Here is a 25,773-nt window from a genome sequence, read left to right on the forward strand (position 1 = left end):
GCCGGCGGCGGGCACGCTTCCTGCCGGCGCATACCGATAGCCGCTCCTATCCCTGGTCCGTCCTCCTTTTGCAGCGGGGTGCGCAAGATGCCGAGCCAACTGGACAAGTACCGCCAGAAGCGCGATTTCACCGTCACCAGCGAGCCCAGGGGGCGCGCCTCGCGCAAGCACGCCGCCGGGCTGTCCTTCGTGATCCAGAAGCACGCCGCCAGGCGCCTGCACTACGACTTGCGCCTGGAACTGGACGGCACCCTCAAGAGCTGGGCGGTGCCGAAGGGGCCGAGYCTCGATCCCGCCGACAAGCGCATGGCGGTACAGGTGGAGGACCACCCGCTCGACTACGGTTCGTTCGAGGGCGTCATCGCGCCGGGGCAATATGGCGCAGGTACCGTCATCGTGTGGGACCGCGGCACCTGGGAGCCGGTTGGCGATCCGCTGGCGGGATATCGCGATGGCAAGCTCAAGTTCGCGCTGCAGGGCGAGAAGCTGCACGGGCACTGGACCCTGGTACGCATGCACGGCCGGGACCAGGACACCGCCAGGCCGGCCTGGCTGCTTATTAAGGAGCGCGACGAAGAAGCACGCGCGGCGTCGGCCTTCGACGTCGTGGCGGCGATGCCCGACAGCGTCTTGTCCGGCAAGAAGGCGGCGGCGAAGCCCGCGGCAAGAGCCGCGGCGAAAGGCACGCGGAAAACCGCTCAGGCGCCCGCCGCCGACGATATGCCTGCCGGCGCGAAGGCCGCCGGCCTGCCGCTCATGCTGGCGCCGCAGCTTGCCTCGCTGGTCGAACAGGCGCCGCCGGCGCACCAGGACTGGCTGTACGAGGTCAAGTTCGACGGCTACCGCCTGCTTGCGCGCGTCGACGGCAAGGACGTGCGCCTGTTCACGCGCAATGGCAACGACTGGACCTCGCGCCTGCGCAGCCTGGCCCGCGCCGTGGCCGCGCTCGGCCTGCACTCGGGCTGGCTCGACGGCGAGATCGTGATCGCCGACAAGCAAGGCAGGACGGATTTCCAGGCCTTGCAGAACGCCTTCGAAAGCGCGCAGGTGGAAGATGTCCAGTACTACGTCTTCGACCTGCCGTACTGCAACGGCTTCGACCTGCGCAAGGTGCCGCTGGCCGCTCGCCGCGACATGCTGCGGCACGCGCTCGCGGCAGGCACGTCGAGCCGCCTGCGCTTCAGCGAAAGCTTCGACGCCGGGCCCGCCGAGCTGCTGCGTGCGGTCTGCAAGCTCCGCTTCGAGGGCGTGATCGGCAAGCGCGCAGACGCGCCCTACGTATCCGCGCGCTCGCCCACGTGGATCAAGCTCAAATGCACCCGCCGCCAGGAGTTCGTGGTGGTCGGCTATACCGACCCTGCCGGCTCGCGCCAGGGTATCGGCGCCCTGCTGCTTGGCGTGCATGACGAGCGCGGCCGCCTGCGCTACGCCGGCAAGGTCGGCACCGGCTTCGACACACAGACGCTGGCTTCGCTGCAGCGCAAGCTCGAACCACTGCGCCAGGATGCCTCGCCGATGGACAGCATGCAGGACACGCCGCCGGGCAGGATGCAGGCGCACTGGGTCAAGCCCAGGCTGGTGGCCGAGATCGCGTTCGGCAACTGGACCCGGGAGGGGCGCGTGCGGCATGCGGTTTTCCACGGCCTGCGCTCCGACAAGCCGGCCTCGGCCATCTCGGTGGAACGTGCAACGGACACCAGAGAGGACCACGCGATGGCTGCCACGCCGGCGCGCAAGCCCGGAACGACGCGCAGCAGCAAGGACGCCGGCAAGGCCAGGAACATGGAGATGGAGACAGATTCGAAGACGGACTCGGAGACGGACTCGGAGACGCACGCCGGGAGGACCCCGAAGAAAAGCGCGACGAAGGCTGCAGCCAGGACCGCCAGCGCTGCCACCGCAGGCGCCGGTGCCGGCGTGCGGGTGAGCCATGCCGATCGCGTCATCGACCCCGCCACCGGCCTGACCAAGGGCCACCTCGTGGCGTACTACGAAGCCATCGCGCCGCTTCTGCTGCCGCACCTGCGCGGCCGGCCGGTGGCGCTGGTGCGCGGGCCCGCGGGCATCGGCGGCGAGCTCTTTTTCCAGAAGCACGGCGACAGCTTGCGCATGCCGGGCATCAACACGCTCGATCCCGCGCTCTGGCCCACCCACCCGCCGCTGCTCGAGATCGCGTCAGAAGCCGGCATCGTGGCCGCGGCGCAGTTCAACGTGATCGAGCTCCATACGTGGAACGCGAACAAGCGCGCGATCGGCAAGCCGGACCGCGTGATCTTCGACCTGGACCCCGGCGAAGGCGTGCCGTTCGGCCATGTACGCGAGGGCGCCGCCATGATGAAAGCGGTGCTCGACGAACTGGGCCTGTCCGCGTTTCTCAAGACCAGCGGCGGCAAGGGCCTGCACGTGGTGCTGCCGATCGCCGCGCGGCTCGACTGGGAGACCGTGAAGGACTTCTCGCATCAGCTCGTGCTGCACATGACGGCGACCGTGCCGCAGCGCTTCGTCGCCAGGAGCGGGCCGCGCAACCGCGTCGGCAAGATCTTCATCGATTACCTGCGCAACGGCTTCGGCGCCACCACGGTCGCAGCCTACTCGGCGCGGGCGCGGCCGGGACTCGGCGTTTCGGTTCCGTTGGCGTGGGACGAGCTCGACGAAATCACCTCGGGCGCGCAATGGAATATCGCCAGTCTCCACGAGCGGATCGGCGCGCAGCGCGCCGACCCGTGGGCCGCCTATGCCAGATCACGGCAGACGCTGACCAGGGCCATCAGGCTGCTGGCGGCGTGAGCGGCCCGCGCGCTCACTGTCAGGCAGCAGCATCGCGCAGCGCGGCAAGGCACCGAGGCACCAAAGACGGCGATCAGCGGCTCGCCGGCAGCGCCGCCAGCCCGTCTAGCAGCGCCTTGTGGAAGGCTTGCGGGTCCTGCATCTGCGGCGCATGCCCCAGCTCGGGGAACTCCACCAGCCTGGCGTTGGGCAGCGTGGCGGCAGTCAGCTTGCCCAGCTCGGCATAGTTGCCCACCTTGGCGCGGACCTCGGGCGCCGCCGCATCCTTGGCGATCGCAGTGGTGTCCTTGTCGCCGATCAGCAGCAGGGTCGGCGTCTTCAGCGCGCCCAGCTCATAGACCACCGGCTGCGTGAAGATCATGTCGTAGATCAGCGCGGAATTCCATGCCACCTGCTGCTTGCCCGGGCCGCGGTTCATGCCGGCCAGCATCTGCACCCAGGGCTCGTAGTCCTGGCGCCAGGTGCCCACGTAGTAGGTCGCCTGCTCATAGCTGCGGATCTTGTCGGCATTGGTGGCCAGTTCGCGCGCATACCACTGGTCGACCGACAGCGAAGGCACGCCCTTGGCCTTCCAGTCTTCCAGGCCGATCGGATTGACCAGCGCGAGTTGCGTGGTCTGCTGCGGATACATCAGCGCGTAGCGCATCGCCAGCATGCCGCCGGTGGAATGGCCGATCACCACCGCCTGGTCGACCCCGATCGACTCGAGCAAGGCGTGCGTGTTGCGCGCCAGTTGCTGGAACGTGTACTGGTAGCGCGCCGGCTTGCTGGACTTGCAGAAGCCGATCTGGTCCGGCGCCACCACGCGGTATCCCGCCGCGCTCAGCGCCTTGATGCTGCCCTCCCAGGTCGCGGCGCAGAAGTTCTTGCCGTGCAGCAGCACCGCGGTGCGTCCGTTGGGCCGGGCCGGCTTGATGTCCATGTAGGCCATGTGCATGGCCTCCCCCTGCGAGGTGAAGCTGAACTGCTGGACCGGGGCGGGATAGTCGAAGCCCTGCAGCTCGGGGCCGTAGGCCGGGCCGTCGTCGGCGGCCAGCACGGCCGCCGGAGCGGCAACGCACGCAGCGGCGAGCAGGGTAAGGCGGAAGTGGCGGTGCAAACGCATGACAGGGGATCCCGACGAAAGAAGATGAATCGAACAAGCGCGGACGCCCACGCGGGCGGGCCAGTTCCGGACCCGGGCATCGTAGCGGAAAGCCGCGGCATCTGCCGCGCGCCGCTCAGCCCTTCGTCGCGCCCGGGCCGAAGATATGGACGAGGTTGCCCTCGGGATCGCGCAGCATGGTCGAGCGCAACTGCGCCGAGATCTGCTGGTCCGCCCAGACGAACTCCACGTCGTAGAACTTGAGCATGATGTTTTCCTGGAGGATGGGCGAGACGATCCACGGCCAAGGCGGAATTGCCTGGCCGGCTCGCGTCCGGGCCGGGCGGACGCGGGTTTTCCTGCGGTCAGGCGCGTGCTGGCGGCGAAGTGAAGTCCAGCACCGGGCCGGCGGGCACCACGCCGCTCGGATTGATCGAGAGATGACTCTCGTAGTAGTGCCGCTTGATGTGCTCGATATTCACGGTCGGCGCGACGCCGGGCAGCTGGTAGATATCGCGCGTGTAGGCCGACAGGTTCGGGTAGTCCGCGATACGGCGCAGGTTGCACTTGAAGTGCCCCACATAGACCGCGTCGAAGCGCACCAGCGTGGTGAACAGGCGGATGTCGGCCTCGGTGAGCTGGTCGCCCATGAGGAAGCGGCGGTCCGCGAGGCGGGCTTCGAGCCAGTCGAGCGTGTCGAACAACGGCGCCACGGCCTCTTCGTATGCTTGCTGCGTGGTGGCGAAGCCGGACTTGTAGACGCCGTTGTTGACGGTGTCGTAGACCCGGGCGTTGACTTCGTCGATGCCGGCGCGCAGCGCCGCCGGGTAGTAGTCGCCGGCACGTGCGCCGATGCCGTCGAACGCCGTGTTGAACATGCGGATGATCTCGGAGGACTCATTGCTGACAATGGTTCCCTGCCGCTTGTCCCACAGCACCGGCACGGTGACGCGGCCCGTGTGGCCCGGGTCGGCGGCGGTATAGACCTCATGCAGCAGGCGCGCGTCGTTGACGCTGTCCGGCACCACGCCCGGGCCCGGCGCGAAGGTCCAGCCCTCGTTGCGCATCAGCCAGTGCACCGTGGAGACGCTGACCATGTCTTCCAGCCCCTTGAGCGCACGCAGGATCAGCGTGCGGTGCGCCCACGGGCAGGCCAGGCTCACGTACAGATGATAGCGGCCGGCTTCCGCCTTGAAGCCGCCGCGGCCGCTGGGGCCCGCGGCGCCGTCGGCCGTCACCCAGTTGCGGAAGGCGGCGTCCTTGCGGACGAAGCGGCCGCCCGTGGATTTGGTGTCGTACCAGCGGTCTTCCCACTTGCCGTTGACGAGCAGTCCCATGTCTTACTCCTTCGGTGCGGCGCCGCGCACAGGCATCGCCGCGTTGTTGCCTTGTTGCATTATTGCGCTGACGAGGCTTGATTCCCTGCCTGTGCGTTGATGAAGTCGACGATGGCCGGAATGGTCTGGCCGGGCGCCTCTTCCATCAGCCAGTGGCCAGAGCCCTTGACGATCACGCCCTGCACATTGGTGGCCACCAGCCGCGCCTGGTCGATCAGGAAATTGCCCGAGGCCTTCTCGCCGGCCAGCACCAGCATGGGCATTGGCAGCGGTCGCCGGGCGAGTTCGGCGAAGTCCTTCGCATCCTGCGGGAAGGCACGGAAGAACTCGAAGCCGGCGYGCATCCGGCCAGGACGCGCGAAGGCGGCGGCATAGCGCTGGCGGTCGGCTTCCGACATCGCACGCGCCGGATCGGCCGCGAAATCGTTCCAGAAATGTTCGAAGTAGATACGCTCGCGGCCTTGCACCAGCTTCTCGGGCGTGTCGCCGTAGAAGTTGAAGTGCCATTTGTCGCGCAGCAGCCAGACCTTCTGCCAGTCGCCCACGCCGGGCAGGAAGGCATCCATCAGCGTCACGCTCTCGACTTCGCCGGGGTATTGCGCAGCATAGGCGTAGGCCACCATCAGGCCGATATCGTGGCCGATGACATTGACCTTGCGGTAGCCGAGCGCCTGCACCAGGGCATGGATATCCTGCGCCAGCGCCTTCTTCTCATAGCCCGCCGGCGTGATGCCGGACGCGCCCGCGCCGCGCAGGTCGGGCGCGATGACGACGCGCTTGCCGGCCAGCCGCGACATCAGCGGCAGCCACATATGACTGGTCTCCGCGTAGCCGTGCAGCAGTATCACCGGCGTGCCGTCGCCGCTGCCGGCCTGCATGTAGTGCAGCGAAACGCCGTTGGCGGTGACGTCATGCTGCCGGATGGCGGCGGAGGCGGCGGAGGTGTCGCCGGCGCCCTGGGCGGCGTGCGCCTGGGTGGCGAGCGGCGCCAGCGTGGCGAGGGCAAACGCGGCGGCGCCGGCATATCGCGCCAGGCGGTGGAACAGGGCCATGATTTTTCTCCGCGGTACGGTGCCTTGGCCGGAACTCGTTTCCTGGCCGACGGCGCACTAGACAAAGGGTTTCAGGGAAAGACAGTGCATCAATGTGAGGGSAATATTGCACCCCCGCCGCGCTTTTGCCGTACGATTTCCCCGATGAACTCGTTCGACGGAGTTGAACATGTTGTCGGAAGATGAACTGGCCCTGCTCGAGGCCATCCGCGCCAGCGGCAGCCTCTCGCGCGCGGCCGCGCGCCTGGGCAAGGCACCCTCCACGGTCTCGCATGCCGCGCGGCAGCTGGAGGGCCGCTTCGACGCGCTGCTGTTCGACCGCCGGCGCTACCGCCTGCAGCTGACCCCCGCTGGACATTTGCTGGCCGACGAGGCGGCGCGGCTGATGCAGGATGTGTCGCGCATGACGCAGCGCGTGCGGCAGGTCGCCAGCGGCTGGGAAGACCGCCTGTGGATCGTCACCGACGAGGTCATGGAGTTCGAATCGCTGATGCCGGTGATCCGCGGCTTCGACGCCCTCAAGTCGGGCGTGGCGATCCGCCTGACGCACGAAGTGCTGAGCGGCACCTGGGAAGCCCTGCGCGATGGCCGCGCCGATGTGATCGTGGGCGCAACCAACGAGCCGCCCGCCATTCCCGGCCTGCGCTGGTTCGAGCTGGGCGTGGTGGAATGGGTGTTCGCCGTCGCGCCGCGCCACCCGCTGGCCAGCGTGGCAGGCCCGCTCACGCGCGATCTGGTTTCCGCGCACCGCGCGGTGGTGGTGGCGGATTCATCGCGCGCCTCGGCCGGGCGCGCCTACGGGCTGGTTGGCGGACAGGCTTCGCTGGCCGTGCCGAGCATGCGCGCCAAGATCCTGGCGCAGCGCGAGGGGCTTGGCGTGGGCTGGCTGCCGCGCCACCGGGTGGCGTCGCTGCTCAAGCGCGGTGAACTGGTCGAGAAGCGCACCGCCGATCCGCGCGAGCCGAATACGCTCTATGTGGCCTGGCGCGGCGACCACGAAGGCCGCGCGCTGCAATGGTGGCTCGACCAGTTCCGCCAGCCGCGGCTGGCCAGGCGCCTGGTGCAAGGCATCGACATGTTCGCCTGATGGCCGCGCGGCTGCCGTCGCCTGCTTGAAACTGGCCTGGACAGCGCTTAAATTGGGAGGCGGGCGTGCCACCCGCGCCCCCGGGAGGCTTACCGATGGAGACCGATGTGCTATTGAATGCGGAAGGTTCCGTACTGGTCCTGGTGGACCTGCAGGCGCGGCTGATGCCGGCGATCCACCAGGCCGAGCGCGTGGTCAGGGAAAGCGTGCGGCTCGCCAGCATCGCGCGCATCCTTGGCGTGCCCGTGATCGGCACCGAGCAAAGTCCGGCGAGCCTCGGCGAGAATCTCCCCGAGATCCGGCAGCTATGCGACCGGACCATCGCCAAGGACCATTTCGATGCCTGCGAAGGCGGCCTGGTCGAGGCCCTGCCCGCCGGGCGCAAGACGCTGGTAGTGGCAGGCTGCGAAGCCCATGTGTGCGTGCTGCAGACTGCCATGGGCCTGCTGCGGCACGGCTACGACGTCAACCTTGTGATCGACGCAAGCGGCTCGCGCCAGCAAGCCAGCCACCGTGCCGCCGTCGAACGCCTGCGCGAGGCAGGCGCGAGTGCCGTGACGGTGGAGATGGTGGGCTTCGAATGGTTGCGCACCAGCCGGCATCCGCGCTTCCGCGACGTGCTGGCGCTGATCAAGTAGGGCCCGATCGTCACCCGGGCGGCCCGGCTGGCTGCACAACCCTGGCGGCCCCGCCGGCACCGCTGAGCGGCCGCGGTCGCGGGTGTGCGGCCGCGCCGGCTCAAGGCGATATTCTTCTGTCCCATGCCCCTGGTCTTCCCTTACCAGGGCGACCCCGCCCCGCGCGCCTTCAGCAGTTTTCCCTCGAAGTGGGCGACCAGGAAATCCAGGAACGCCCGCACCTTGGCGGACAGGTTCAGCCGCTCGGGAAAGACCGCGAAGATATCCGCCGGCGGCAGTGCGTAGTCTTCGAGCAGCAAGACCAGGCGTCCGCTGCGCAGGTATTTGGCAAGGTCCCATTCGGCGCGCTGCAGGATGCCCTGGCCGTCCAGGCCCCAGGTGAGCGTCACTTCGCCGTCATTGCTGCTCAGCGCGCCTCGCACCTTGACGCTTTCGGTCTTCTTGCCCCTGGTGAAGCGCCAGATGCCATAGGCCGATTCGTTCTGCCGCAGCACGATGCACTGGTGCTGCGACAGATCCTGCGGCGTGGCAGGAATGCCGTGCGCCTTCAGGTACGAGGGCGCGGCACAGACGAGCCGGCGGTTGTCGGCAATCTTGCGCGCCATCAGGCGGGTATCCGGGATCTCGCCGAAGCGGATCCCCACGTCGAAACCTTCGTCCCCCAGGTTCATGGGCCTGTCCGTGAGATGAAGCTGGACTTCCATCTGCCGGTGCTGCTTGACGAAGGCCGAGATGGCGGGAGCGATATAGGTCCGTCCGAAGCCCAGCGGTGCATTGACGCGCAATGTCCCGCGCGGCGATACATGGCTGCTGGAGATCAGCTGGTCGAGGTCTTCGATCTCGGCCAGCAGCCGGCGCGCGTGCTCGAGATAAACCTCGCCTTCCGCCGTCAGGCCGATGCGCCTCGTCGTGCGGTTCAAGAGGCGCACGCCAAGCCGGCTCTCCAGCTGGGCCAGCCGTTTGCTGACCGCCGCCGGCGTGACATCCTGCTCGCGAGCCGCCGCCGAGAGGCTCCCGGCCTTGACCAGGCCGGCGAAGAAGGCAAGTTCGGAAGGCTGGCCCATTTTCAACCTCAAGTTAATATTAGTTTGAATTCCAGTTCATTTTACTCCTCCAGTTTTCACCGATAGTTAGGTCACGCAAGGCAACGACACCATGCCGGTTGAAAGGCCTTCGCAGTGTGAAACCAACGAGAGGAGCATCGCCATGCGCGAATACAAGATTGCAGCCATCCCCGGTGATGGCATCGGCCCGGAAGTCATCTCTGCCGGCCTGCAGGTGCTGGATGCCCTGGCGGCCCAGGACGGCGGCTTCAAGCTGAGCGTAGAGCATTTCCCCTGGAGCTCGGACTACTACCTGGAGCAGGGCCACTACATCCCCGAGGGCGGGCTGGAGCGCCTGAAACAGTTCGACGCGATTTTCTTCGGCGCCGTCGGTGCGCTCAACGTGCCCGACCACGTATCGCTGTGGGGCCTGCGGCTACCGATCGCGCAGGGCTTCGACCAGTACGCCAACGTGCGCCCGGCGCGCGTGCTGCCGGGCGTCAAGAGCCCGCTGGCCAACGGCAAGGACATTGACTGGGTCATCATCCGCGAGAACTCGGAGGGCGAGTACGCGGGCAACGGCGGCCGTACCCACCGCGGCCTGCCGATCGAAACCGGCACGGAAACGGCCGTGTTCACCCGCGCCGGCGTCGAGCGCATCCACCGCTTTGCCTTCGAGCTGGCGCGCAAGCGTCCTCGCAAGCACCTGACCCTGGTGACCAAGTCGAACGCGCAGCGCTTCGGCATGGTGATGTGGGACGAGATCTTCTACGAAGTCGCCAAGGACTATCCGGACGTCAAGACCGACCGCGAACTGGTCGACGCCGTCACCACGCGCATGGTGCTCAAGCCCCATACGCTCGACGTGGTGGTTGCCACCAACCTGCACGCCGACATTCTCTCCGACCTGGCCGCCGCCTTGTCCGGCAGCCTGGGTATCGCCCCGACCGCCAACCTGAATCCGGAGCGCGTGTTCCCGTCGATGTTCGAACCCATCCACGGTTCGGCCTTCGACATCACCGGCAAGGGGGTGGCCAATCCCATCGCCACCTTCTGGACCGCCGCCATGATGCTGGAGCACCTCGGCGAGAAGGCCGCGGCCGACCGGCTGATGGCCGCCATCGAGCAGATCACGGCGGATGGCGTGTTCACGCCCGACCTGGGCGGCAATGCCACCACTGCGTCGGTCACCGATGCGGTCTGCAAGGTGCTGGCAAGCCAGGTCAGGCAAGCAGCCTGAGCCATACGGCAGGACGAAGGCAAGGCGCGGTTCGCCGCGCAGCCCCCGAGGCAGGCGGGACAGCACCGGTACAGGTGCCCCGCACCGGGCCGGCCCGCGATGGGCCGGCAAAGATACCAAGACAGGAGACAAGCATGCAATCCGCCATCCGGACTGCGGTGACCGCGTTCGCACTCGCGCTCGCCGCCGGCACCGCGCTCGCGCAGACCTATCCCACCAAGCCGATCCGCCTCGTGGTGCCGTTCCCGCCGGGCGGCACCACCGACGTGCTTGCCCGCGCCGTGGGCCAGCGGCTTACCCAGGCACTCGGCCAGCCCGTGGTCATCGAGAACCGCCCGGGCGCCGGCGCCACCATCGGCGCGGACGCCGTCGCCAAGTCGCCGGCGGATGGCTACACGCTGCTGATGGGCGCGGTACACCACACCATCGCGCCCAACGTCTACAAAAAGCTCTCCTACGATTTCCAGAAAGACCTGACCCCGATCTCGGTGGTGGCCATCGTGCCCAACGTGCTGGTGGTCAGCCCGGGGTTTCCCGCCAGGAACGTGCAGGAACTGGTGGCCTATGCCAAGGCAAACCCGGGCAAGCTCACCTATGCCTCGAATGGCAACGGCACGGCCCACCACCTGATCGGCGAGCAATTCAAGGCGCAGACCGGCACCAGCATCGTCCACGTTCCGTACAAGGGCAGCGCGCCGGCCATCACCGACCTGATGGGCGGGCAGGTTTCGATGATGTTCGACACGATGTCTTCGGCCTTGCCCTACATCAAGGCGGGCAAGCTCAAGCCGCTGGCCGTTGCCACGGCCAGGCGCTCATCGGCGCTGCCGGATGTGCCCACGCTGGCCGAAGCCGGCCTGCCCGGCTTCGACATCGCCTCCTGGTTCGGCATCCTGGCGCCCGCCGGCACGCCGCCCGAGATCGTCAACCGCCTCAGCGCGGAGATCATCAAGGCGCTGGCCCGTCCCGATGTCAGGCAGCAGCTCGCAGCCATCGGCGCCGAGCCGGTGGGCAACACCCCGCCCCAGATGACGGCGCAGATCAGGGAAGAAGTCACCCGCTTCGGCAAGCTCGTCAAGGACGCGCAGGTAAGCATGGATTGAGCGGCAATCACGGCCACCGCCGAGACGGTGGCCGCATCCGGTTGACAAAGGCAAAACTGGCGTCTGCAGCAAGTGCGTCGCCGCAGGAGACATCATGAAAAGGCGACTCATTGGCTCACTGTATGTCCAGGTGCTGATCGCGGTGGCGACAGGCATCCTGCTCGGCGTCTTCCTGCCGCAGGTCGGCAGCGAGCTCAAGCCGCTCGGCGACATCTTCATCCGTCTGATCAAGATGGTGTTCGCGCCGATCATCTTTGCCACCGTCGTGCTTGGCATCGCCAAGATGGAAAGCATGAAGGACCTCGGCCGCGTGGGCTGGCGTGCCATGCTGTACTTCGAGGTGCTGTCCACGTTTGCGCTGCTGCTCGGCGTCATTGTCGTCAACGTGGTGCAGCCGGGGCACGGCATGAATGTCGATCCCGCGACGCTCGATACCAAGAGCATTGCCGCCTATACCGCGCAGGTGAAGCACGAAGGCGTGATGGACTTCCTGCTCAACCTGGTGCCCCTGAGCATCGCCGACGCGCTGGCCAAGAACGACATTCTGCAGATCCTGGTGTTCTCGGTCTTCATGGGCGTGGCACTGGCGCACCTGGGCGAGCGCGGCAAGCCGTTCGTGGCAGCGCTGGATTCGTTCGCCAATGCCATGTTCGCAGTGGTTGGCATGATCATGCGCTTCGCGCCGGTTGCCGCGTTCGGCGCCATGTCGTTCACGGTGGGCAAATACGGCTTCGGCTCCATCGCGTCGCTCGGCAAGCTGGTGGCCACCATGTATGGCACCTGCGCGCTGTTCGTGCTGGTGGTGCTGGGCACCATCTGCCGCGCCTGCGGCTTCAGCCTGCTCAAGTTCCTGAAGTACATCAAGGACGAGATCCTCACCGTGCTGGGCACCAGTTCGTCGGAGTCGGTGATTCCCCAGTTGATGCGCAAGCTCGAGAACGCAGGCGTCTCGAAGCCGGTCGTCGGCCTGGTGGTGCCTGCCGGCCTTACCTTCAATCCCGACGGCCAATGCATCTACTACACCATGGCTGCCATCTTCATCGCCCAGGCAACCAATACACCGCTGACCCTGACAGACCAGTTCGTGGTGCTGGGCGTGCTGCTGCTGACCTCGAAGGGCTCTGCCGGCATCACCGGCTCGGGCTTCATCACCCTGGCGGCAACGCTCGCTTCGCTGGGCAAGATCCCGGTGGCCGGCATGGTGCTGCTGCTTGGCGTGGACCGCTTCATGTCCGAGGCACGGGCCATCACCAACACCATCGGCAACGCCGTCGCCACCATGGCAATCGCCAAGTGGGTGGGGGCGCTCGACGAGGATCGCGTCAGGCGCGTGCTCGACGGCGAGGTCGACCCCGAGAACCTCGAACAGCTCTATGAGGACGAGGTCGCGCAAGTGCTGCCCGAGCGGCCCTTGCAGCCGGGCTTTGCCGCCGGCGCACGCAAGAGCGCCTAGTCTTCGCCCTCTGCGCAACGGCAGCACAACGGCAGCACAACGGCAGCGCAAGAGCAGCACAACTACATGAGAAACAGGTAGCTCATCGTGACCTCTCCCACCATCGAAAATCCCCGCGCATTTCTCGAGTCGCTGTTTCGGGCAGCCGTGTCCGCGGCGGATCCGCGCGACTGCCTGGCGCGCGCGCTGCCCGAGCCACCGGCCGGCCGCACCCTGGTGGTCGGTGCCGGCAAGGCTGCCGCGAGCATGGCGCATGCGCTGGAGCAGGCCTGGCCGGGCCCGCTGAGCGGGCTGGTCGTGACACGCTACGGCCATGCCGTGCCCACCTCGCGCATCGAGGTCGTGGAGGCGGCGCATCCCGTGCCCGATGCCGCCGGCGAGCGCGCGGCGGCACGCATGCTGGAACTGGTCGCGGGACTGTGCGCCGACGACCTGGTCATCTGCCTGATCTCGGGCGGCGGCTCATCGCTGCTCAGCCTGCCGCCGCCCGGCATGAGCCTGGCGGACAAGCGCGCGGTCAGCCAGGCGCTGCTGGCCAGCGGCGCCACCATCTCCGAGATGAATTGCGTGCGCCGGCACCTCTCCGCCATCAAGGGCGGCCGGCTGGCGGCGGCGTGCCATCCGGCGCGCGTGGTCACGTTGCTGATCTCGGACGTGCCTGGCGACGATCCCGTGAATATCGCCTCCGGCCCCACCGTTGGCGACGCCACCACCTGCCAGGATGCGCTGGAGATCGTGCAGCGCTACCGCATTGCGTTGCCGGCGGGTGCGCAACGGCTGCTGGTGTCCGGTGCCGGAGAATCCATCAAGCCGGGCGATGCGCGCCTGGCACGCAGCGCGGTGCGCACCATCGCCACGCCCGCGAGATCCCTGGCGGCCGCCGCGCGGGCCGCGCAGGCAGCCGGCATCCAGCCCTATGTGCTGGGCGACCGCATCGAAGGCGAGGCGGCCGATGTCGGCAAGGTGATGGCCGGCATCGCCTTCCAGGCCGCGCACGGCACGCCCCCGTTCGAGCTTCCCTGCGTGCTGCTGTCTGGCGGCGAGACCACCGTCACGGTCAAGGGCAGTGGCCGCGGCGGGCGCAATGTGGAGTTCCTGCTGTCCCTGGCGATTGCGCTCGACGGTCACGCCGGCGTGCATGCGCTGGCCGCCGATACCGACGGCGTGGATGGCATCGAGGAAATCGCCGGGGCCTACGCCGATCCCACCACGCTCGCGCGGGCCTGGGCCAGCGGCATGGCGCCGCGCGCCTATCTTGCCAACAACGACGGACACACCCTCTTCGGGTCCCTGGGCGACGCCATCGTCACGGGCCCCACGCTTACCAACGTCAACGACTTCCGTGCCCTGCTGATCTGCGCAGCGGCCGGGAAAGGATGCTAGATCATGCGCCGYACYCGMAAYGCCAAGATTGTCGCCACCRTCGGCCCSGCSAGCRGCGATGCCGCMACGCTGCGCCGCCTGTTCCAGGCCGGTGCCGATGTGTTCCGGCTGAACTTCAGCCACGGCACGCACGCCGACCACAAGGCGAGGCTCGCGCTGATCCGCGACCTTGAGACGGAGCTGGGCCGGCCGATCGGCGTGCTGCTCGACCTGCAGGGCCCGAAGCTGCGCGTGGGGCAATTCGGCGATGGCCCGGTGACGCTGGTGGCGGGTCAGTCGTTCCGGCTCGACATGGACCGGGACCGTCCCGGCGACGCCACCCGCGTGGCCCTGCCGCATCCCGAGATCTTCGCCGCGCTGCAGGCCGACACCGACCTCCTGCTCGACGACGGCAAGCTGCGCCTGCGCGTCAAGGCCTTTGGCCCCGATTTCGCGCAGACCGAGGTGATCGACGGCGGCCTGCTATCCGATCGCAAGGGCGTCAACGTGCCCGGCGTGGTGCTGCCGCTGTCGGCGCTGACGGCCAAGGACAGGGAAGACCTGGACTACGGGCTGTCGCTGGGCGTGGACTGGATCGCCTTGTCCTTCGTCCAGCGCGCGGAGGATATCCGCGAGATCAAGCAGATCGTCGGGGGACGCGCCGGCATCGTCGCCAAGCTGGAGAAGCCCGCTGCCATCGCCGAGCTGCAGGCGATCGTGGCCGAGACCGATGCGGTGATGGTGGCGCGCGGCGATCTCGGCGTGGAACTGCCCGCCGAGCAGGTGCCGGCGATCCAGAAGCGCATCGTGCAGGCTTGCCGCCGCGCCGGCAAGCCCGTCATCGTGGCCACGCAGATGCTGGAGTCGATGGTGAGCTCGCCGGTGCCCACCCGCGCCGAGGCCTCCGATGTGGCAACCGCCATCTACGACGGCGCCGACGCGGTGATGCTGTCCGCCGAATCGGCCTCAGGCAGGTATCCGGTGGAAGCCGTGCAGATGATGAACAGCATCATCGTGCAGACCGAGGCCGACCCCTACTACCGGGAGTTCATGGAGGCCTCGCAGACGCCGCCGACGCCGGATATCGCCAATGCCATCGGCAGCGCCATGCGGCGCGTGGCGGGGCTCCTGCACGTGGCCACCACCGTGGCGTACACCAGTTCGGGATACTCCGCGATGCGCATGTCGCGCGAGCGGCCCGAAGCGCCCATCATCGGCATGACGCCGAGCCTGCATGCCGCGCGCGCCATGGCGCTGGTGTGGGGCGTGCATGCGGTGGTGATCCACGAGGTGGAGAGCGTCACGGAGATGACCACCTATGCGTGCGACACCGCGGAGCAGGAGGGCTTTGCAAAGCCCGGTCAGGTGATCGTGATCTCGGCCGGCATGCCGTTCGGCACGCCCGGCACCACCAACCTGCTGCGCATCGCCACGGTCGGCCAGCCCGCCGCCTGACTGGCACCGTCAACGACTTCACTGAAACAAGGGCGACACCATGACTGCTATTCGTTCGATCCGCGGCTTCGAGGTTCTCGACTCCCGCGGCAACCCCACCGTGGCCGCAGAGGTCACGCTGTCCGACGGCGCTTGCGGCTACGCCGCCTCCCCTTCCGGCGCATCCACCGGCAGCCGCGAAGCGCTGGAGCTGCGCGACAATGACCCGGCCCGCTACGGCGGCAAGGGCGTGCTGCGCGCCGTGGCGCACGTCAACCACGAACTGAGCGCCATGCTGGTCGGGTGCGACGCCGCCGACCAGTCCGCGGTGGACGGCCTGCTGCTGCAGGCCGACGACACGCCGGCCAAATCGCGGCTGGGCGCCAACGCGCTGCTCGCCGTGTCGCTGGCCACCGCGCGCGCCGCGGCGGCGTCCGAGGGCGTGCCGCAGTACCGGCGCTTCGGCAACCCGGCACGCTTTGTCCTGCCGGTGCCGATGATGAACGTCATCAACGGCGGCGCCCATGCCGACAACAACGTCGACATCCAGGAGTTCATGATCCTGCCGGTAGGTGCCGTCTCGTTCGCACAGGCCGTGCAGTGGGGGGCCGAAGTATTCCACGCGCTCAAAAGCGTGCTGCGCAAGCGCGGGCTTGCCACGGCAGTGGGCGACGAAGGCGGATTCGCGCCGGACCTGCCATCGAACGAAGCCGCGCTCGAGGCCATCCTCGCCGCCATCGATCTCGCCGGCTATCGCGCGGGAACGGATATCGTGCTCGGCCTGGATGTGGCCAGTTCGGAGCTGTACGAGAATGGCGTCTACAGCCTGGCATCCGAAGGCAAGCATTTCGACGCGGCGGGCTTTTGCGACTACCTGGGCTCGCTGGCGAAGGCCTATCCCATCGTCACCATCGAAGACGGTATGGCCGAGGACGATTGGGCCGGCTGGAAGCTGCTGACGCAGGCGCTGGGCCAGCGCCTGCAACTGGTGGGCGACGACCTGTTCGTCACCAGCACCGCTACCCTGGAGCGCGGGATCCGCGAGGGCATTGCCAACTCCATCCTGATCAAGCCCAATCAGATTGGCACGCTGACCGAAACGCTCGCGGCGATCTCGATGGCGACGGCAGCCGGATACACGGCGGTGGTATCCCACCGCTCGGGGGAAACGGAAGACACCACCATTGCCGACATTGCCGTGGGAACGTCGGCAACGCAGATCAAGACCGGCTCGCTCTGCCGGTCGGACCGGGTGGCGAAGTACAACCGGATTCTGCGCATCGAGGCGGAGCTCGGCGAGCTGGCGAGCTACGCGGGACGGAACGCATTCAGCACAGTCAGCGCGGCCTGCGCGAGCGCTGCCGCCGCCAGGCCGCAGCAGCGGGCCGCCGGGAGGCCGTAGCCGGCCATCGTCGACGGCGGGCAAAAAGAAGGCCCTCGCAATGGAGGGCCCTCTTCCTTGTACTACCTGCGCCAGGCTTCAGACTGCGGCGCGCCGTCTAGTCCGGCTTCTGGCAAACGGTCTCGCCGCTTGCCGGATTGCCTTGTCGCACCGCAGTCACGCGCAAACGCGCGCTCAGCCAGCGAAATTCTGGCCGGCGAAGTCCCAGTTCACGACGTTCCAGAATGCCTCGACGTACTTCGGACGGGCATTGCGGTAGTCGATGTAGTAAGCGTGTTCCCACACGTCGCAGGTCAGCAGCGGCTTGGCGTCGGTGGTCAGCGGCGTGGCAGCGTTGGAGGTCGAGACCAGGTCCAGCGAACCGTCGGCCTTCTTCACCAGCCAGGCCCAGCCCGAACCGAAGGTGCCGACTGCGGTCTTGGTGAACTCTTCCTTGAACTTGTCGAACGAGCCGAACTTGGCGTTGATGGCATCGGCCAGTGCGCCGGTCGGCTGGCCGCCGCCGTTGGGCTTGAGCGAGTCCCAGTAGAAGGTGTGGTTCCACACCTGCGCGGCGTTGTTGAAGATGCCGCCGGAGGACTTCTTGACGATTTCCTCGAGGGACGAGTTCTCGAACTCGGTGCCCTTGATCAGGTTGTTCAGGTTGGTGACGTAGGTCTGGTGGTGCTTGTCATGGTGGAACTCCAGGGTCTCCTTGGAGATGTGCGGAGCGAGCGCATCATGCGCGTAGGGCAGCGGGGGGAGAGTATGTTCCATTGTTCTGTCTCTGTGGGGTTGAAGATCAGTAATTCTCAGGAATTGTCGATTGTAGGGGACTTGCCAGACCCGCGCAAACGCGGAAAACAAAGCCCCCTCGATCATATTAGGTTCATCGATATGCGCTTGCTGTCGGTGCCTCGCCGACGCCCGCGGCGCGCCTACAGATCTGCCAGCCGCGGCTGCACGCTGGCGATGGCGGCGTCGGCCACGCCCTCGGCCAGGTGGACTTCGATGGTGCTGCCGGCGCGCAGCTCGGACGGTGAGCGCAGCGCGCGCCCGCGCTGGTCGATGAGCACGGCGTAGCCGCGTTCCAGCGTGCGTTGCGGCGCCAGCAGCTCCAGCGCGCCGGCGGCGCGCTGCCAGCGTTGGCCGGCGCGCTCGTGCTGGCGCTGGGTGGCGTCGCGCATGCGCAGCGCGGCACGGCGCAGCTCCGCCTGGGCCAGCGCCAGATCGGGGCGACCGGCGGCCCAGCGCATGGCCAGCACCTGCTGCCGGTGACGCTGGGCAGCCACGGTATCGCGCAGCGCACTGCGCAGGTGCCGCATGAGGTTGTCGACCTGCGAGCGGCGCTCCTGCAGTTGCGCCTGGGGGCTGCGCAGGCGGCGCGCCAGCCAGTCCAGGTTCTGGGCGCGGCGGTCGAGCTGGCGCTGCATGCACTGGGCCAGTGCGTGGCGTGCGCGCATGGCCTGCATCAGCATGTGGGCCCGGTCCGGGCTGACCAGCTCGGCGGCACCGGTGGGGGTGGGGGCGCGCACATCGGCCACGAAATCGGCAATGGTGAAATCGGTCTCATGGCCGACACCCGACACCAGCGGCACGGCGCAGCGCGCGATGGCCTGCGCCACGCTTTCCTCGTTGAACGACCACAGGTCTTCGATGCTGCCGCCGCCACGGCACAGGATCAGCACATCGCACTCATTGCGCGCGCTGGCCAGATCGATCATCGAGGCGATCTTGTCGGCGGCGCCCGCGCCTTGCACCGGCACCGGATAGACCACCACCGGCACGTGCGGCGCGCGCCGGCGCAACGTGCTGAGCACGTCGCGCAGTGCCGCCGCCTGCAGCGAAGTGACCACGCCGATGGTGCGCGGGTGGGCGGGCACGGCACGCTTGCGTTCCGGCGCGAACAGCCCGGCCTGCGAGAGCTTTTCCTTCAGGCGCAGGAACGCTTCGTACAGATTGCCGATGCCGGCGCGGCGCATGGCCTCCACGCCGAGCTGGAGTTCGCCGCGTGCCTCGTACATCGACACCAGCGCGCGCACTTCCACCGCCTCGCCTTCGCGCGGCGCAAAGTCCACATGCTGATTGCGCCCCCGGAACATCACGCAGCGGATCTGGGCGCGCGCGTCCTTGAGCGAAAAGTACCAGTGCCCGCTCGCAGCACGCGTGAAATTGGAGATTTCGCCCCTTACCCAGGTCAGCGGAAAGTTGCGCTCGAGCACCTGCGCGATGGCATGGTTGAGCTCGCCGACGGGAATGGCTTCGCGCCCRCCACCGGGTGCCATGGGCTGTGATTCACGCGAAAAGTTCAGCGGTTCGGGCATGCGGCGCGGCCGCGCAAGCGGCGTGGAATTGACATGTCCACAGCATAACCGGTCTGTCAAGCCTCTTGGTGCAAGGAGGCCCTGCGACCCGCAAAGCCGCATGACTTGACACAAGCCTTTGATTCTTATGTGGTTTCTTCCGTCTTATTTTTTAGGCAATGTAAGCAAACCCCTTATGCGTCAACGACTTACCGGCTGCACCCCCGGCTTGTTCACAAAGTTATCCACAGGAACTCTGGACAACCTGAATGTGTGGCTCCTGCCTGTGGATTACTTTGCCGCCGGGGGCCACGCGCCTGTGGGCAATCCGGAAAAGCAGTCGCGTCGCCGTGGAAAAGGCTCCCGGCATCACAAACGTCGCCCGACACGAATCTGTCACGAAACCGCAGGCTTTTCGCCCCCTGCCCAATTTTTAATCAGGAAAGTTAGTTTTATTTGTAATCAATGACTTATCCTGTTTTCCAGCCAGTTTTCCACAACCCGTCCACAAGCCTGTCCCGGCCGAATGTGGAAAATGAGAGACATGGGTGATTTTTTTGCGATTCGTGCCCGCGACGACCCTTATCCGCCCTGTCTGGCCCCCACTGCACATTATTTGAGCAGCACATAAAATAGGTTTTCCATTCAATGACTTAGGGTCGTTTCCAGGCAGCTGTCCACAACCGGTCCACAATCCTGTCCTGCTTTTATGTGGACATCCGTAAACCCCACCGCCGCCGGTTTCCATCTCGTGGAAGGAGGTCCGCATCACAACCTGGCTGCCTGTTTTTTAGGCTGCCAGGGATTTTTCCTTTTGAATCAATAACCTGACAGGCTTGTCAGGCAGCTGTCCACAATCCATCCACAGCACTGTCCCGCCTGGATGTGGACATCCCGCCGGGCGACGCCAGGCTGCGGCGATGCGCCGCCGATACACCACGGTCCAGCGTCTTGCCGCGCCACGCCGCCGCGGGTTAGAGTGGCGCCTGATTTTTTCCAACAGAGCCAGCGCGCGTACGGCTGCAGCGGCTGGCCTGCAAACAAGCCGTCGAATTTCGGGGTTCCACGTGTTTTCCATCATTCAAGCGGCCGGCTGGCCGATCTGGCCCTTGTTGATCGCCTCGGTCATCGCCCTGGCGCTGGTCGTCGAACGGTTCCTCAGCCTCAAGCGCAGCAAGGTGCTGCCGCCCAGGCTGTATGAGGAGGCGCTGACGGTGGCGCACCAGCGCCGCGCCACGCCCGAGGTGGTAAGCACGCTCGAACAGAATTCGCCACTGGGCCGCGTGCTGGCGGCGGGCCTGCGCCACGTCGTGCTGCAGCCCCATACCTCGCGCGACGCTGCCAAGGAAGTGGTGGAAGAAGCCGGCCGCGCGGTAGCGCACGAGCTGGAGCGCTACCTGAATGCGCTCGGCACCATCGCCTCGGTGGCGCCGCTGATGGGCCTGCTGGGCACCGTGATCGGCATGATCGAGATCTTTGGCAGCCAGGGCGGCTCCGGCGCCAGCCCAGAACAGCTCGCGCACGGCATCTCGGTGGCGCTCTACAACACCGCCTTCGGCCTGATCATCGCGATTCCCGCGCTGATCTTCTGGCGCTATTTCCGCCGCCGCGTGGACGACTACGTGGCCGAGCTGGAATTCCGCGCCACGGCGTTCCTGGATGCCATCCTGCCGCAGCGCCGGGCCTAATGCGCTACTGACCGCCATGCACTTCCGTTCCCGCCAGAGGCGCGAAGAACCCGAGATCAACCTGATCCCGCTGATCGACGTCCTGCTCGTGATCCTGATCTTCCTGATGATCACGACCACCTATTCGCGCTACACCGAACTCCAGGTCCAGTTGCCCACCGCGGATGCCGAGAAGGCCCAGCAGCGCCCGGGCGAGATCGTGGTGACGGTATCGGCCAAGGGCGTCTACGCCATCAACAAGCAGGTCATGGACCAGCAGGACGTGACCAGCCTCGCCGCGCGCCTGCGCGAGGTGGCAGGTACCGGCAGCGGCCAGCCGCCCGTGCTGATCGTCAATGCCGACGCGCAGGCCAGCCACCAGTCGGTGATCAATGTCATGGAAGCCGCGCGCCTGGCCGGCCTGTCGCGCCTGACCTTCGCCACGCAGAGTTCGCAGGCGCGCTGAGCCGGCGCCGGGCCGGCGCTGCGCGAAGGCCGGCAAACCCCGGCCTTGCCGTGGGCGCCTCAAGGTGCCCATAATGGTTGGATAAGCCGGGCGCGACACGCTGCGCGCCGCGGCCCGCCCGGAGTGCCGCGTTATGCCGCGCTCTCTTTCGCGCCCCCCCTTTCACCGTTACCGCCCGTCCTTTCCCGACGCCACATGCCCGCTCCCCGCCACGCCCTAGCCGACTTCGTGACCGCCCAGTGGCAGCGCCGTGGCTGGTTCGCCTGGCTGATGCTGCCCCTGTCGTGGGTGTTCGGCCTGGTCAGCGGCTGGCGCCGCCTGGCCTACCGGCGCGGCTGGTACCGCTCCACGCGACTGCCCATGCCGGTGGTGGTGGTCGGCAATGTCACGGTGGGCGGCACCGGCAAGACCCCCGCCGTGATCGCCCTGGCCCATGCGCTGGCTGAGGCCGGCCTGCGCCCGGGCGTGGTCTCGCGCGGCTACGGCGTCAAGCTCAGGCATCCGCGCCGGGTCAAGCCGACCTCGCAGGCCAAGGACGTCGGCGACGAGCCGCTGCTGATCGCGCGCGCCGCCGATGTGCCGGTATGGGTCTTCCCGGACCGCGCGCTATGCGCCCAGACCATGCTGGTGTCCCATCCCGGCGTCAATGTGCTGCTGCTCGACGACGGCCTGCAGCACTACCGGCTGCAGCGCGACTTCGAGATCGTGATGTTCGACGCGCGCATGGGCGGCAACGGCTTCCTGTTGCCGGCGGGCCCGCTGCGCGAGCCGCTGTCGCGCCGTCGCGACGCCACCCTGATCAATGACCCGGAATTCCGTGCCAGCCCGGCCCGGCCAGAGGTCTACGGCATGCGCCTGGAGCTGGACGAAGCCTGGCAGCTGGCCGACCCGACCATGGCGCGTCCGCTGTCCGCGTTCGCCGGGCAGCGCGTGCTGGCCGCGGCCGGCATCGGCAACCCGGAGCGCTTCTTCGCCAGCCTGCGCGCGGCCGGCCTGCAGCCGGACACCATGCCGCTGCCGGACCATTACGACTTCGCCGAGGACCCTTTCGCCGACGATCCCGTCGCGCGCGCGGCTGACGCCATCCTGATCACGGAGAAGGATGCCGTAAAATGCGAGCGCCTCAGCGACCCGCTCGATCCGCGGATCTGGGTCGTTCCCACCACGCCCGTGATCGACGCGGGCCTGATCGACAAAATTCGCCGCGCTGTCGCCGCGCATGCCCAGTCCGCCTCCGGCGCGGCAGGTGCAGCGGCCGCCGCAGGCCACACCAAGGAAACACGAGATGGACAACCGGCTGCTTGAAATCCTGGTCTGCCCGCTCTGCAAGAGCAAGCTGGAACACGACCGCGCCGCCCAGGAGCTGATCTGCCAGGTCGACAAGCTGGCCTACCCGATCCGCGACGGCATTCCCGTGATGCTGGCCGACGAGGCCCGCCAGACCGTGCCGGGCCGGCTGGTCTCGCCCGAATAAGCATCGAACGCCCATCGAACGCCATCCAAGCACGCCAAGCACGCGCCATGTCCCTGCCCGCCTTCACTGTCGTCATTCCGGCCCGCCTGGCCTCGACCCGGCTGCCCAACAAGCCGCTGGCCGATATCGGCGGCAGGCCCATGATCGTACGCGTGGCCGAACGCGCCCACGCGAGCTCCGCCGCGCGTACGGTGGTGGCCACCGATGCGCCTGAAGTGGCGGCCGCCTGCGCCGCGCATGGCATCGAGGCCTTGCTGACACGCTCCGACCATCCGTCCGGCACCGACCGCCTGGCCGAAGTGGCCACGCTGCTGGGCCTGGCCGATGACGCCATCGTGGTCAACGTGCAAGGCGACGAGCCGCTGATCGAGCCGGGCCTGATCGACGAAGTGGCGCTGCACCTGGCGCACCATGCCGATTGCGCCATCGCCACCGCCGCCCATCCGATCGGCGAGATTGCCGAAGTCTTCAATCCCAATGTGGTGAAGGTGGTGTGCGACGCCGCCGGACGCGCGCTGTATTTCTCGCGGGCGCCGATTCCCTGGGCGCGCGATGCCTGGGCCGGTGTCCCCGCGCAGGCCGCCGCCACGGCCCAGGTGGCGCTGCCGGGCATGCCGGTGCTGCGTCACATCGGCCTGTACGCCTACCGCGCCGGCTTCCTGCGGCGCTTCCCCACGCTGGCGGCGGCGCCGCTGGAACAGGCCGAGGCGCTCGAGCAGCTGCGCGCGATGTGGCATGGCGAGCGCATCGGCGTGCTGCAGACCGCCGCCGCGCCCGCGCCGGGTGTCGATACGCAGGCCGACCTGGAGCGCGTGCGCGCGCTGTGGGCACAGTCGATGGCGCAGGAAGGTCCCTGAAGTCACATCCGAGCGGGCCGGACCGCCCGCCGCCGATACCGGCACGGCATCACCGGCACAAGTGTCATGACAGTTCTCACCACGGCTGCAGGCCGTTTTCGCGCCGCCTCATGGCATAATGCTCGACGATACAGAGCCGTCGGGCGCCAGGCGCCCGGCCAAGGCTCGGTGGGAGATGAAAGAGCGAGCCCGTCCGGTACCCGTCCGCCGCCATCGGTAGCGGCCAACAGCGTACCGGCCGTCAACAGACCAGACTCCGATCCGAGGCGTGCCGCACTTGCGGCGCGGTAAGCCTCGCGTCAAGTTTCGGCGTTACCCTCCTTCTATCCCCCGCCTTACCAGATTCAAAACTCTGAGGACCCGTAAATGCGTTTGATCCTGTTGGGCGCGCCCGGCGCCGGCAAAGGCACGCAAGCCCAGTTCATCTGCGAGAAGTTCGGCATCCCGCAAATCTCCACCGGCGACATGCTGCGCGCGGCGGTGAAGGCAGGCACGCCGCTCGGCGTGGCAGCCAAGAAGGTGATGGACGCAGGTGGCCTGGTGTCTGACGACATCATCATCGGCCTGGTCAGGGATCGCCTGCAGGCGGCCGACTGCAAGGGTGGCTACCTGTTCGACGGTTTCCCGCGCACCATTCCCCAGGCCGAAGCCATGAAGGAAGCGGGCGTGGCGATCGACTACGTGCTGGAGATCGACGTGCCGTTCGACGCCATCATCGAGCGCATGAGCGGCCGCCGGGCACACGTAGCCTCGGGCCGTACCTATCACGTCAAGTACAACCCGCCCAAGGCCGAAGGCCTCGACGATGTCACCGGCGAGCCGCTGATCCAGCGCGACGACGACAAGGAAGAGACCGTCAAGAAACGCCTGGACGTCTACTCGCAGCAGACCCGTCCGCTGGTGGACTACTACTCCAAGTGGGCCGCCGAGGGCGATGGCACCGCCAAGGTCGCGCCGCCGCAGTATCGCAAGATCGCGGGCGTGGGCAGCGTGGACGACATCACCGCGCGCGTGTTCGACGCACTGAAGTAAGCGGCAGCAGCGGCGCCCGCGCCGCGCCACCGGGAAAAGGCAGCCTTCGGGCTGCCTTTTTCATTTGCGGCGCCGGCGTGCGGGCGATGCCGGCGATGCCGGCGGGACGACCATCGCTGACTCTCGATTGACGTTTACGTAAACGTTATGCCAACATGCCGATCCAACGGCATTGCAAATTCCGAACCCCGAGATCGAAGGAGAGAGACAGGCATGGAAATCCGCGACAACGTATTCATCGTCACCGGCGGCGCGTCGGGCCTGGGCGAAGGCAGCGCCCGCATGCTGGCCGCGGCCGGCGGCAAGGTCGTGATCGCCGACCTCAACGAAGCCGCCGGCGCGGCGCTGGCCACCGAGCTTGGCGGGCGCTTCGTGCGCTGCGACGTCACCAGCGAGGCCGATGGACAGGCCGTGGTGGCCGCCGCCACCGCGCTCGGCCGCCTGGCCGGGCTGGTCAACTGCGCCGGCATCGCCACCGCCAACAAGACGGTCGGCAAGAACGGCCCCCACCCGCTCGACGCCTTCGACAAGACCATCCGCGTCAACCTGATCGGCACCTTCAACATGATCCGGCTGGCTGCCGCGGCCATGGTGCAGAACACGCCCGACGCCGAAGGCGAGCGCGGCGTGATCGTCAATACCGCCTCGGTGGCGGCCTTCGACGGCCAGATCGGCCAGGCCGCCTACGCCGCCTCCAAGGGCGGCGTGGTGGCCATGACCCTGGCCATCGCGCGCGACCTGTCGCGCGACGGCGTGCGCTGCATGACCATCGCGCCCGGCCTCTTCGAGACGCCGATGCTGCTGGGCATGCCGCAGGAAGTGCAGGACGCGCTCGGCAAGATGGTACCGTTCCCGCCGCGCCTGGGCCGCCCGGCCGAGTACGCCAAGATGGTCGGCGCCATCCTCGGCAACACCATGCTCAACGGCGAGGTGATCCGGCTCGACGGCGCCATCCGCATGCAGCCGAAGTAAG

23 protein-coding genes are annotated in these 25,773 nt (G+C 67.5%); 16 read left to right on the top strand and 7 right to left on the bottom strand.

All coding sequences use genetic code 11. The features are described 5' to 3' along the window. Positions 1 to 87: 87 nt before the first annotated feature. Positions 88 to 2,787 (top strand): DNA ligase D, encoded by a 2,700-nt coding sequence (gene ligD / locus AC1DK4_RS05335; RefSeq protein WP_441612679.1) that lies wholly within the window; start codon positions 88 to 90, stop codon positions 2,785 to 2,787. A 73-nt stretch (positions 2,788 to 2,860) separates the two neighbouring features. On the opposite strand, the gene AC1DK4_RS05340 is transcribed toward ligD, so the two are convergent. The 4 genes from AC1DK4_RS05340 to AC1DK4_RS05355 form a co-directional block, all read right to left on the bottom strand. Continuing rightward, a complete protein-coding gene (locus AC1DK4_RS05340; RefSeq protein ID WP_441612680.1) occupies positions 2,861 to 3,892 on the bottom strand; it encodes an alpha/beta fold hydrolase in 1,032 nt (343 codons plus the stop codon). 115 nt (positions 3,893 to 4,007) lie between these two features. Beyond that, positions 4,008 to 4,139 carry a hypothetical protein gene (locus AC1DK4_RS05345; RefSeq protein ID WP_441612681.1) on the bottom strand — a complete coding sequence of 44 codons (132 nt, stop codon included), beginning with the start codon at positions 4,137 to 4,139 and terminating at the stop codon, positions 4,008 to 4,010. Between the two features lie 97 nt (positions 4,140 to 4,236). Further along, on the bottom strand, positions 4,237 to 5,208 hold the full coding sequence (locus AC1DK4_RS05350; RefSeq protein WP_441612682.1) for a glutathione S-transferase family protein: 972 nt from the start codon (positions 5,206 to 5,208) through the stop codon (positions 4,237 to 4,239). A gap of 59 nt (positions 5,209 to 5,267) precedes the next feature. Continuing rightward, positions 5,268 to 6,260, bottom strand: coding sequence for an alpha/beta fold hydrolase (locus AC1DK4_RS05355; protein WP_477131430.1), 993 nt, complete (start codon positions 6,258 to 6,260; stop codon positions 5,268 to 5,270). A 169-nt stretch (positions 6,261 to 6,429) separates the two neighbouring features. Between AC1DK4_RS05355 and AC1DK4_RS05360 the strand changes: the two genes are divergently transcribed. Next, the gene (locus AC1DK4_RS05360) at positions 6,430 to 7,347 is read left to right on the top strand and encodes a LysR family transcriptional regulator (protein ID WP_441612685.1); all 918 of its coding nucleotides are present in this window, start codon (positions 6,430 to 6,432) and stop codon (positions 7,345 to 7,347) included. Positions 7,348 to 7,454: 107 nt separating this feature from the next. Continuing rightward, positions 7,455 to 7,985: an isochorismatase family protein gene (locus tag AC1DK4_RS05365; protein WP_441612686.1), complete on the top strand. Its 531-nt coding sequence runs from the start codon at positions 7,455 to 7,457 to the stop codon at positions 7,983 to 7,985. Between the two features lie 140 nt (positions 7,986 to 8,125). On the opposite strand, the gene AC1DK4_RS05370 is transcribed toward AC1DK4_RS05365, so the two are convergent. Further along, positions 8,126 to 9,049: a LysR family transcriptional regulator gene (locus tag AC1DK4_RS05370; protein ID WP_441612687.1), complete on the bottom strand. Its 924-nt coding sequence runs from the start codon at positions 9,047 to 9,049 to the stop codon at positions 8,126 to 8,128. Positions 9,050 to 9,191: 142 nt separating this feature from the next. On the opposite strand from AC1DK4_RS05370, the gene AC1DK4_RS05375 reads away from it, so the two are divergent. From AC1DK4_RS05375 to eno, 6 genes are all read left to right on the top strand, one after another. Further along, complete coding sequence (locus AC1DK4_RS05375; RefSeq protein WP_441612688.1) at positions 9,192 to 10,268, top strand: tartrate dehydrogenase; 1,077 nt, start codon at positions 9,192 to 9,194, stop codon at positions 10,266 to 10,268. 134 nt (positions 10,269 to 10,402) lie between these two features. Further along, positions 10,403 to 11,371: a tripartite tricarboxylate transporter substrate binding protein gene (locus tag AC1DK4_RS05380; RefSeq protein ID WP_441612689.1), complete on the top strand. Its 969-nt coding sequence runs from the start codon at positions 10,403 to 10,405 to the stop codon at positions 11,369 to 11,371. A 94-nt stretch (positions 11,372 to 11,465) separates the two neighbouring features. Then, positions 11,466 to 12,824 carry a dicarboxylate/amino acid:cation symporter gene (locus AC1DK4_RS05385; RefSeq protein ID WP_441612690.1) on the top strand — a complete coding sequence of 453 codons (1,359 nt, stop codon included), beginning with the start codon at positions 11,466 to 11,468 and terminating at the stop codon, positions 12,822 to 12,824. Between the two features lie 87 nt (positions 12,825 to 12,911). Next, on the top strand, positions 12,912 to 14,207 hold the full coding sequence (locus AC1DK4_RS05390; protein WP_441612691.1) for a glycerate kinase type-2 family protein: 1,296 nt from the start codon (positions 12,912 to 12,914) through the stop codon (positions 14,205 to 14,207). 3 nt (positions 14,208 to 14,210) lie between these two features. After that, entirely contained in the window at positions 14,211 to 15,641 is a 1,431-nt protein-coding gene (gene pyk / locus AC1DK4_RS05395; RefSeq protein WP_477131431.1) for a pyruvate kinase, read from the top strand. Positions 15,642 to 15,681: 40 nt separating this feature from the next. Then, a complete protein-coding gene (eno, locus tag AC1DK4_RS05400) occupies positions 15,682 to 17,022 on the top strand; it encodes a phosphopyruvate hydratase (protein WP_441612693.1) in 1,341 nt (446 codons plus the stop codon). Positions 17,023 to 17,196: 174 nt separating this feature from the next. On the opposite strand, the gene sodB is transcribed toward eno, so the two are convergent. Together sodB and xseA are read right to left on the bottom strand one after the other, a co-directional pair. Next, the gene (sodB, locus tag AC1DK4_RS05405; protein WP_441612694.1) at positions 17,197 to 17,778 is read right to left on the bottom strand and encodes a superoxide dismutase [Fe]; all 582 of its coding nucleotides are present in this window, start codon (positions 17,776 to 17,778) and stop codon (positions 17,197 to 17,199) included. 161 nt (positions 17,779 to 17,939) lie between these two features. Next, positions 17,940 to 19,325: an exodeoxyribonuclease VII large subunit gene (gene xseA / locus AC1DK4_RS05410; RefSeq protein WP_441612695.1), complete on the bottom strand. Its 1,386-nt coding sequence runs from the start codon at positions 19,323 to 19,325 to the stop codon at positions 17,940 to 17,942. 1,046 nt (positions 19,326 to 20,371) lie between these two features. On the opposite strand from xseA, the gene AC1DK4_RS05415 reads away from it, so the two are divergent. The 7 genes from AC1DK4_RS05415 to AC1DK4_RS05445 all read left to right on the top strand — a co-directional run bounded on the left by AC1DK4_RS05415 (position 20,372) and on the right by AC1DK4_RS05445 (position 25,772). Next, a complete protein-coding gene (locus AC1DK4_RS05415) occupies positions 20,372 to 20,992 on the top strand; it encodes a MotA/TolQ/ExbB proton channel family protein (protein ID WP_441612696.1) in 621 nt (206 codons plus the stop codon). Positions 20,993 to 21,008: 16 nt separating this feature from the next. Continuing rightward, on the top strand, positions 21,009 to 21,437 hold the full coding sequence (locus AC1DK4_RS05420; RefSeq protein ID WP_441643356.1) for an ExbD/TolR family protein: 429 nt from the start codon (positions 21,009 to 21,011) through the stop codon (positions 21,435 to 21,437). A 195-nt stretch (positions 21,438 to 21,632) separates the two neighbouring features. Then, a complete protein-coding gene (lpxK, locus tag AC1DK4_RS05425) occupies positions 21,633 to 22,742 on the top strand; it encodes a tetraacyldisaccharide 4'-kinase (protein WP_441612698.1) in 1,110 nt (369 codons plus the stop codon). Further along, on the top strand, positions 22,723 to 22,911 hold the full coding sequence (locus AC1DK4_RS05430) for a Trm112 family protein (protein WP_441612699.1): 189 nt from the start codon (positions 22,723 to 22,725) through the stop codon (positions 22,909 to 22,911). Before lpxK ends, AC1DK4_RS05430 begins: the two co-directional genes overlap by 20 nt. 47 nt (positions 22,912 to 22,958) lie before the next feature. Next, positions 22,959 to 23,768 (top strand): 3-deoxy-manno-octulosonate cytidylyltransferase, encoded by an 810-nt coding sequence (gene kdsB, locus AC1DK4_RS05435; protein WP_441612700.1) that lies wholly within the window; start codon positions 22,959 to 22,961, stop codon positions 23,766 to 23,768. Positions 23,769 to 24,134: 366 nt separating this feature from the next. Next, positions 24,135 to 24,800, top strand: a complete 666-nt coding sequence (gene adk / locus AC1DK4_RS05440) for an adenylate kinase (protein ID WP_441612701.1) — start codon at positions 24,135 to 24,137, stop codon at positions 24,798 to 24,800. A gap of 213 nt (positions 24,801 to 25,013) precedes the next feature. Then, positions 25,014 to 25,772, top strand: a complete 759-nt coding sequence (locus AC1DK4_RS05445) for a 3-hydroxyacyl-CoA dehydrogenase (protein WP_441612702.1) — start codon at positions 25,014 to 25,016, stop codon at positions 25,770 to 25,772. Position 25,773: the final 1 nt, after the last annotated feature.

The organism is Cupriavidus sp. 05N38, from assembly GCF_056397345.1.

Excerpts from the sequence above, each read along its gene's own strand:
- AC1DK4_RS05340 (WP_441612680.1), bottom strand. The coding sequence starts at position 3,892 with ATGCGTTTGCACCGCCACTTCCGCCTTACCCTGCTCGCCGCTGCGTGC.
- AC1DK4_RS05345 (WP_441612681.1), bottom strand. The coding sequence starts at position 4,139 with ATGCTCAAGTTCTACGACGTGGAGTTCGTCTGGGCGGACCAGCAGATC.
- AC1DK4_RS05350 (WP_441612682.1), bottom strand. The coding sequence starts at position 5,208 with ATGGGACTGCTCGTCAACGGCAAGTGGGAAGACCGCTGGTACGACACC.
- AC1DK4_RS05360 (WP_441612685.1), top strand. The coding sequence starts at position 6,430 with ATGTTGTCGGAAGATGAACTGGCCCTGCTCGAGGCCATCCGCGCCAGC.
- AC1DK4_RS05370 (WP_441612687.1), bottom strand. The coding sequence starts at position 9,049 with ATGGGCCAGCCTTCCGAACTTGCCTTCTTCGCCGGCCTGGTCAAGGCC.
- AC1DK4_RS05375 (WP_441612688.1), top strand. The coding sequence starts at position 9,192 with ATGCGCGAATACAAGATTGCAGCCATCCCCGGTGATGGCATCGGCCCG.
- AC1DK4_RS05380 (WP_441612689.1), top strand. The coding sequence starts at position 10,403 with ATGCAATCCGCCATCCGGACTGCGGTGACCGCGTTCGCACTCGCGCTC.
- AC1DK4_RS05385 (WP_441612690.1), top strand. The coding sequence starts at position 11,466 with ATGAAAAGGCGACTCATTGGCTCACTGTATGTCCAGGTGCTGATCGCG.
- eno (WP_441612693.1), top strand. The coding sequence starts at position 15,682 with ATGACTGCTATTCGTTCGATCCGCGGCTTCGAGGTTCTCGACTCCCGC.
- sodB (WP_441612694.1), bottom strand. The coding sequence starts at position 17,778 with ATGGAACATACTCTCCCCCCGCTGCCCTACGCGCATGATGCGCTCGCT.
- AC1DK4_RS05420 (WP_441643356.1), top strand. The coding sequence starts at position 21,009 with ATGCACTTCCGTTCCCGCCAGAGGCGCGAAGAACCCGAGATCAACCTG.
- lpxK (WP_441612698.1), top strand. The coding sequence starts at position 21,633 with ATGCCCGCTCCCCGCCACGCCCTAGCCGACTTCGTGACCGCCCAGTGG.
- AC1DK4_RS05430 (WP_441612699.1), top strand. The coding sequence starts at position 22,723 with ATGGACAACCGGCTGCTTGAAATCCTGGTCTGCCCGCTCTGCAAGAGC.
- kdsB (WP_441612700.1), top strand. The coding sequence starts at position 22,959 with ATGTCCCTGCCCGCCTTCACTGTCGTCATTCCGGCCCGCCTGGCCTCG.
- adk (WP_441612701.1), top strand. The coding sequence starts at position 24,135 with ATGCGTTTGATCCTGTTGGGCGCGCCCGGCGCCGGCAAAGGCACGCAA.
- AC1DK4_RS05445 (WP_441612702.1), top strand. The coding sequence starts at position 25,014 with ATGGAAATCCGCGACAACGTATTCATCGTCACCGGCGGCGCGTCGGGC.